Annotated in this window: 1 protein-coding gene; it reads left to right on the top strand. The window is 58.2% G+C overall.

From position 1 onward, the window contains the following. Positions 1 to 7,249 (top strand): LamG domain-containing protein (locus FBQ85_23535; GenBank protein MDL1878114.1); only part of this gene is annotated, 7,249 nt, incomplete at both ends.

The raw sequence follows: 7,249 nt of genomic DNA, 5'->3' as shown, positions 1-7,249 counted from the left end.
GCGCCGATTGGTGAGAATTCCGGCTTGCAGCGCGGCAGTTTTCGCATTGCCCATCGCACCGTCGCTTCCGGGCCGGCGGCGCTGTTGTATTATCATCAGGAGAAAACACGGGGCGGCTATGACGGCAAGGAAAAGCCGCTCAAGCACAGCGCGCGCGTGATGCTGGCGCTGGCCACGCAAAGCGCAGACGGGGTGAACAAGGAAATCGCAGCGCTCGATTTCGGCGTGGCCAGCACCGGCCGCCTGGCGCAAACGCCCGACCATTTGGAATTGCCCGTCATTGCGCGGCCCTCGCTCGGCGGCAAGACGATCGATGAATTGCTCAACGACGTCAGCACAGCCGAGCAGGAGGTGCTGGGCTTGCGCACTGACATCATCAATCTCACGGATGACATCGACGTGCTCAACGGTGTGATGGATATTGTGAACGAGGCGATCAGTAACAGCGGTGACCGCCGGGTTACGGATATTCGTTTTGGCGAACGCGCGCGCATCAACGGCAAGATTCAAGATCTGCAAGACAAGCGCGCGGCGCTGGCGCAGGCGCGCAGCCGTGAGCAAAGCCTGCAAAGCGAGCTGACCAACGGCCGGGTTTGGTTGTATGAACACAGCAGTTTTCGCGGTCGGGTGATTTCGTACGGCCGCAACGGCGGGCAATTCGGCGGCGGCTTCGTGGGCTACACCGATTTGCGCGAACGCGGTTTCAATGACATCATTTCTTCGATCAAGATGTCGGAAGCGCTGCAAGTCAAAGTGTATGAACATGCCAATCGCGGCGGCAAATCCAAAACGTTTAGTGCCGATACCAGCTATGTTGGCAACGATTGGAATGACATCATTTCGAGCCTCGACATTCAAATCAATTCGAATTTCAATCAGAAGTTGAATGCTGCCGTGCAAGCGCGCATTGCCGCGGAAAATGCGGTGGCAACGGCAACGCAGGTTTTGCGCGAGGAACGCACGAACCTCGAGGCCACGCGCCAGGATAAAATGCGGCAGCGTCGTGAGAAGGAAGCGCTGCTCACCAGCAAGCAAAGCGATCTGGACAAAATTCGCATTTCGCTCAACGAGGGTGTCGCCGCGCCCATGGCCTTGGTGTTCACTGATCCCCTCGGCTTGAGCCTCACCGGCGGTTTGCTGGAATTCGCGTGGACGAATGAAGCGCCGCTGCTATTCGACAGCGCCACCGGCAAGCTGGCTCTGTATTTCCGCGGCACGGATGATCAGTTCTTCGTCACTTACTACAACACGCTCACCCAGCGGCCGCAATATCGTCTGGTCGATGAGCGCGGCAGCGAGTGTCTGCTGTGCGTCGCGCGTTCCACCGAGCCGGAGATGGATCAACTCAAGATCAACGTTCTCGCCGGCGCCGACGAGGCCACCTGCACGGTGATGCTTACGGGTCCCGCAGATCAAAACGGCAATCAAATCATCGAAACGTGGCGGCATGTGCCGCGCCATCCCGAGCGCTTCGCGAAAGTGCTGAACGGTTTGGCGAATGAACGCGCCTATCTCGGCGCGGGCGCGATTGTGGTGCATGAAGGCCGCATCGAAGCCGTCAAGATTGCCGCGGGCAGCCGCCGCGCGTTGGAAAAAGGCATGACGTTGCGCGCCGGCGATTTGCGCCTGACGGTGCTCGAAGAGGCGGCCAAAGGCGCGACGACGATCTCCGTGCAAAGCCCCGCCACCAGCGCGCCGAGCGAAGAAGTGCCCGTCTTTTTCATTGAATACGACTACAGCCAACACGCCGGCACGAACAAGATTCCCAGCGATTTGAGCAACGGCTCGTTGCTGATTTTGTCGAGCGCGTTGAGCGCCGCCGGCGAGGTACAGCTCGATCAAGAGCTGGCGAGCGGCAACACGATTTCATGCTTGTGGACCGCGGCAGCGCCCGGCCACACGCTGGCGTTTGACGGCGCGAAAAGTTATGCACATCTGGATTCAACCGATCAAGCCGATTTGAAAAAGTTCGCAGCCGACGGCGATGTCACGCTCGAAGCCTGGGTGCGGCCGCAGGTGATCGAAAATCGCGGCCAGATCATTCAACATCGCTCGGCGAGTTCGCGCTACAGTCTCGGTTTGGAGCGCCGTGAATTGCGATCGGCGCTGGCATTCGACGGCAGCGATGACTTTATCAGCATCGAAGACGGCGTGAGCTTGGGGCCGGTGTTTACCCAAGAAGCCTGGCTGTTTGCCGCGCCGGAAGATGACAACTATCACGGTTTCCTCGGCGGCCAGCCGCCGCAGGGAAATGCCTGGCGGCCGCCTTCTATTTGGATTTATCAGAAAACCAAAATCCATGCGGGATTCGGCGACGGCAATCAATGGAATTCGTTCATCACCGATGCCGCGGTGCTGACGCTCAACACCTGGAATCACGTGGCGGTGAGCTTCGACGGCGAATGGTATCGCGTTTATGTGAACGGCATTTTGAAATATTCCACCGAGGCGTTGAAGGGCAAAACGCCGGTGGGCACGCCGGTGACCACCATCGGGCGGGTGGATAATTTTTTCCCCGGCCGTCTCGACGACGTGCGCCTGTGGAAACGCGCGCGCACCGAGGCCGAGATTCGCGCCGACATGAGCCGCCAGCTCGGCGGCAATGAAACCGATCTCGTCGGCTACTGGCATTTTGAAGCGGGTTATGCGCGCGATTATTCACGCCACAATCACGAAAGCACGAAGAACGGCAATCCGCAGCTTGCGGTTTCGCCGCTGCCGGGCTACGTGGCGTTTGCCGGCGCCGGCAATTTGTTCGTGCAAGCAAAAGAGCCGTTTGCCGCGGGCAGTTGGACGCATCTCGCCGCGGCCTACAATCAATCCTACGCCCTCGAGTTCGACGGCTCTTCTTATCTCGATTGCGGTACAGACAGCACACTCAATATCGCGGGGGACATGACGATTGAAGTATTTCTGCAAGCGGCGAATCAAAATCCTCTGGGCATTCTCAGCAAGGGCAAAATTGACGACGGCACGGAAGACCATTCGCCCTGCACGCTTTACGCCGATGACAGCAACCGCATCGTGTTTGCTTTTGAAGATGTGGAAAATGGCAACCATGTCTTTACCTCGGAGGCCAATGCGTTCCGGCGCGGCTATTTCACACGCCTCGCGGTGACGCGCAAGCAGCAAGTGGTGACCACCGAGCAGCGCGACGGCAGCGGCAATCTCACCGGCACGACGGTCGAGCAGTGGCACGATATCAAATTTTACAAAAAGAACGAGGCCGGCACGATGGTGGCGTGCGGCGCCGGAAAGTATGAGGGCCCGGAGATTGGCAGCAGCAACAGCCCGTTCGCAATCGGTCGCGCCTTCCTGCCGGGTTTCATCGAAGGCCGCTTTAAAGGCGTGATCAGCGAAGTGCGCATTTGGAACGTGGCACGCGAGCCGGAAAATCTCGGGGTGGACCTCAAAGGTAACGAGAAGGGTTTGGTCTCGTGGTGGCGCTTCGAAGAGAATCAGGGCAACATCGGCTTTGATTCCAAAAGCAGCAATCATGCGCGTTTCAAGGGCAACATCGAGTGGATCAAAAATCCTGAATTCAATGCCTCGCGCTTGACGCTGTATCGCAACGGCGAAACCGTGGCCACGGAATTCAAGAATGCGAGCAGCTTTCCGGTGGCTAAAGATCAATTCACGCTGGGCGCGCTCGGCAACAACACGGTACAGAATTTCTTTCAGGGCGAGATGGAGGAAGTGCGCATCTGGCGCATGCCGCGCACGCAGGAACAAGTGCAGGATAATCTCTTCACGCGCCTGCTCGGCGAGAAGGAAGAGTTGATCGCGTATTACACATTTGATGCAGAAAAGCCCGGCCAACTCACGGATCATTCGTTTCGCGGCAATGATCTGACTTTGCGCGACACGCTGTATGTATTTTCCACCGCGCCCATCAACGAAGATGCGCCGCAAGTGCGCAGCGCGCTGGCGGGATTGCGCACGCCCTTCAACGGCATTTTGCAGAGCCGGCCCGCGGTGCAGGAATACGGCGATTTGCAATACGACGTCGAAGGCAATCTCATCGGCGTGCTCAAACGCTGCTATGCGCTGGTGCGCAACGGGCAATGGCATTTGCTCACCGGCTTCAAAGTCGGCAATCTGGTGACGGAGTGGATCGGCCAGGTGCAATTCGATCCCGAAATGATCGGCTTCATCGAAGGCCCGCCGCCGGTGCCGAGTGAGAATCTCACCTTCTTCGATTATGTGTTGAAAGAGTTCACCGATTACGACGGCGCCACCGCGATCGAGATTACCGATGCGCAGAAAACCACCTTCACGTATTCCGCCGAGCGCGACCGCGGCTTCGACATGAATGTCGAATTGGCCGCGGAATTCGGCGGCGGCACGCAGGAGTTTGTGAGCACGCCGGTGGCCCTGGCATTTCCCCTCGTGCTCACCGAAGTCGTGGAGGCAGACATCACCGGCGGCATCAAGGCCACGTTCGAGCACAGCCTGGGCTGGCTGCAAGACGCCAGCATCGGCCGCGGCAAAACCACGACAAAAACCAGCAAACTCGAATTGCGCGGCATCGTGGAAAACATCAACAACATTCGATATCCCTATCCCAAAGTGGGGCGGCGTTACGTGCCGGACAACGTCGGCTTCGCGCTGGTGCAATCCGAAACCGCGGACGTGTTCGCGCTGCGGCTGGCGCACAACAACGCGCTGGTCTCGTATCAAATGCGGCCCAATCCCGACATTCCCAAGGATTGGAACATCATTTCATTTCCCATCAATCCGCATTACACCAAACAGGGCACGCTCGACGGCAAAGTCGGTTTCGATCCTGACGTCGACTATCCCAACGCGCTCACCTACAGTCCCGACAGCAGCTACTTCAAACCGATCGAGGCGTATGCGTTGAAGAATCGCATTCAACGCGAAGAGGAAGCGTTGCGCGCATTTTATGAGCAATGGGACGCGGGCGCGAAAGGCCGGCGGCAAGACGCGGTGCATTTTTCGAGCAAGGATTTGGCGGAGGGCAAAATCCTCAACAATCTGCCCAAAATCGAAAAACGCAATCTCGTCAACACCTATGTGTGGACCTCGGACGGCGGCATGTTTGCCGAGACGCAGGAAACCTTCGATGTTTTGCAGGAGACCATGGGAGGCTCGTATTCTTTCAAAGGCCAGGCCGGCGGCCGCTTGTCGATAGAAACGACGATCTTCAAAGTCGCGGCCAAGTTCGAAGTGCAGGCGATGTTCGGCGGGCACATCAATCTCACCGTGACCAAGAGTGAAGAATCGGAAAACACCTTCGGCGTGAATGCCGAGTTGAGCGGGGTGGAGCGCAACATTTATTTCCGCACGCCCGAGGGCGAGATCGTGATGGACAACAGCGATCCCAACAATCCCAAACCGAAAAAATGGCCGGGCAAAGTCAATGCCTATCGTTTCATGACGTTCTATCTCGAGCCTAAGCCCGAGAATTTCGATGCGTTTTTCAACAAAGTGGTTGATCCGATCTGGATCGCGCAAAGCGATGACCCGAACGCCGCGGCGCTGCGCGAGGCGCAACAATCCGGCAAGAAACCGCCGTGCTGGCGCGTCATGCACCGCGTCACGTTTGTGAGCCGCATCCTGCCGGATTTCAGCGATCCGACCGCGCCGCCGCTGGAAAGCGCGCTCAAGGCGCTCGACATCGAGAGCAATTATGAACTGATCAAGCTGCTCGAACCGTTCGTGGCGAACAAACTCACCAACTTCGCGGAGTTTTCGCGCGCGATTCGCGACACCATCAAAACGTATCATCCCGAGCTGCAGCCGCATACCGAGGCCATCATTCAATACATGAGTTTGTATTTCGGCATCACAGAAGACACACCATTGCTCGGCAGCGGCGAGGGCGATTTTGTCAACGAAGGCGCGCCGCTGCTGCCGGAAGTCGATGCCGGCCCCGACAATCCGCAGACGATTGCGATCAACAGCGCGCTCGAGTTGCAAGGGACGTTGATCAACAGCCAGCAGCCGCTGGAGAATTTGTTGATCGCGTGGAGCGTGGTGAGCGGGCCCGCCAACGTCACGTTCGACGATGCCGGCAGCCTGGCGACGAAAGCGCATTTCACCAGCCGCGGCAAATATGTGCTGCGCCTCACGATGAATGACGGCCTGTTTGCCGCGAGCGACGATCTCATCGTCATCGTCAACAGCGAGCCGCAGGTTTTTGCGGGCGCTGATAAAATGATTCGCTTGCGCGACGTTCCGACATTGCAAGGCGCGCTGCTGGATTCCGGGCTGGGCGATGAAACGAGCGGCTCACTTGCTTACTCGTGGTCGATGGAAAGCGGTCCGGGCGAGGTGATGTTTGCCAATCCCAATGCTTTGGAAACCGCGGCGACGTTCACGAAAAGCGGACCGTATTTGCTGCGCCTCACCGTAGACAACGGCTTCTTCACGGCGAGCGATGATATCGTAATTTCCGTTGCCGGCCGCGTGACGCAAGGCTTGCAAACACTGCACGTGTTCAAAGAAGGCAGCGGCGAATCGGTACGCGACATTGCCGCGCTCGATCCGGCATTGCCGTTTGCGCTTCCCGCCAGCGGCGCGACCTGGGTGGAAGGCGGCCTCGCGCTGACAGAGCCAACGATTCTGGAAACTGCGCAATCGCCAACGCGCTTGTTCAACGCGTTGCGATCTTCGCATGAATTGACACTCGAAACCTGGATCAAACCCGCGGTGGAAGATCAGGCGGGATTGGCGCGCATCGTCACGTTCTCGGGCGGTCCGGCGATTCGCAATTTTACGCTGGGACAACGCGGCAAACAATTCTATGCCGCGGTGCGCACCGACACCACCAATCAAAACGCCAGCGACAAGGCGCTTGCCGGCGGTGCGGTGACGCCGGATGCTCTCATGCACGTCGTGATCACGCGCACCGCTTCCGGCGTGTTGCGTTTGTTCGTGAATGGTGTGGAAGTCGCGCAACGCAGCCTGCCGGGCACGTTTTCGAATTGGGTCAGCACGCACCGCCTGGCGTTGGGTAATGAAGTCGGTGAAAACGCGGGAACTGATCGCGCCTGGTCCGGCGAATATCATCTCGTCGCGATTTATGATCGCGCTCTCAGCGCCGAAGAGGTGCAGCAGAATTTCGAATTCGGCGCGGATACGAATTTGCCGCCGATTGTGTTTGCCGGCGGCGATCAAACGCTCGAGTTGCCCAATGCCGCGATGTTGCAAGGCTTTTTGTTGGATGATCGATTGGCGCCGGAGCAAATCAATGTGAAGTGGACGCAGGTGAGCGGAGTGACAA

This window comes from Cytophagia bacterium CHB2 (assembly GCA_030263535.1).
GTDB lineage: Bacteria > Zhuqueibacterota > Zhuqueibacteria > Zhuqueibacterales > Zhuqueibacteraceae > Coneutiohabitans.
The sequence above is the reverse complement of the archived record's forward strand: the minus strand, read 5'-3'. Positions and strand labels throughout refer to the sequence as shown.